Source organism: Synechococcus sp. R8-2 (assembly GCF_047461715.1).
Taxonomy (GTDB): domain Bacteria; phylum Cyanobacteriota; class Cyanobacteriia; order Thermostichales; family Thermostichaceae; genus Thermostichus.
The window spans coordinates 1-1,043 of the sequence record NZ_JANSHQ010000336.1 but is presented as its reverse complement, the minus strand read 5'-3'; the positions used below and the strand labels follow the sequence as shown (position 1 = coordinate 1,043).

Sequence of the window (1,043 nt, the reverse complement as noted above, 5' to 3'; positions counted from 1 at the left end):
AGCCCCGCCACCGGATCGTCCAGCAGATAGAGCACATCGTTGAGGCTGATGAAATCAAATTCCAACCCCAACTGTTCGATATCCAACAGGTCGAGAACATACAACTCCACCTCTCCGAAACCGTGGTAGCGCAAGCGTCGCTCCGTCACCCGTACCGACTCTGCCGACAGGTCGCACACCACCAGCCGCGCCCCCGGATTGGCCTCCGCCAAGATCAACGTTTCCCAGCCCGAGCCGCAGCCGGCATTCAAAATGAGAGCGCCTTCGCTGGGCACAATGGCGCGGGTGCGGGCGTATTGGGCGGTGGTCAAACTTAGGCGGTACAACCCGTCAATGGCGTTGCGGCCCGAGGCCTCAATCGCCACATTGGGGTAGGGCAATTCTTCGTACAGTTGCCGCAGAGATTCTGTCGAGCTGCTGGCCATGGGATCCGCTGCAGGAAGCTGCCCTTTATGCTACCCGGCATCCCTTCCCCGCAGGAATGCCTCTAAGGCAGCAGCCAGGGTTTCATTCCCCTGCAGATCCAATCCATCCGGCCTCTGGGGTGGGTGGGCGGGATCCCGCAAAAAGTCCCAGGATCCTTGAAAAAACTCCTCTGGCGAGAGAATGCGATGCCAGCCATAGCGCCGCAAACCCTCAACCAGCAACGGTGACTCGGCAAACCCAGAGCGGACGACACAGGCCATGGACGTGCGGCTGCGCAGGGCCTCCGCCAAAGTGCCATAGCCCGGCTTGGACACCACCCAGCGGCAGAGGGGCATCACATCCACCGGTCGCCACACCCGCCCATCCAAAACCCGCAAGTTGGGCAAGGGGGGAGCTTCCGGATCAAAGGTGAGAAACTGCCAGTCGGGAAAATCTTGGAGCCGCTCGTAAGGAAACCCCTGCACCCCCAGCCCGCCAAAGGTAAACAAAGCCCTGGGTTGCTCCGGGTGTAACCCCAACTGGGCGGCAACCTCCTCCGGCCCGTAGCGGGGATCCGATCCCGTCAGCCCCACCTCCCGCTGATGCGGGAAGGCGCTAGTGCTCCGCACCGCTGACGC

General features: G+C 62.0%; 1 protein-coding gene and 1 pseudogene. Both read right to left on the bottom strand.

The features are described 5' to 3' along the window. Window positions 1-425: class I SAM-dependent methyltransferase (locus NW819_RS08650; RefSeq protein WP_414413502.1), on the bottom strand; the 425-nt coding region annotated here is incomplete at its 3' end. 30 nt (window positions 426-455) lie between these two features. Next, a pseudogene (locus NW819_RS08645) lies at window positions 456-1,043 on the bottom strand (glycosyl transferase); the annotation flags it as partial.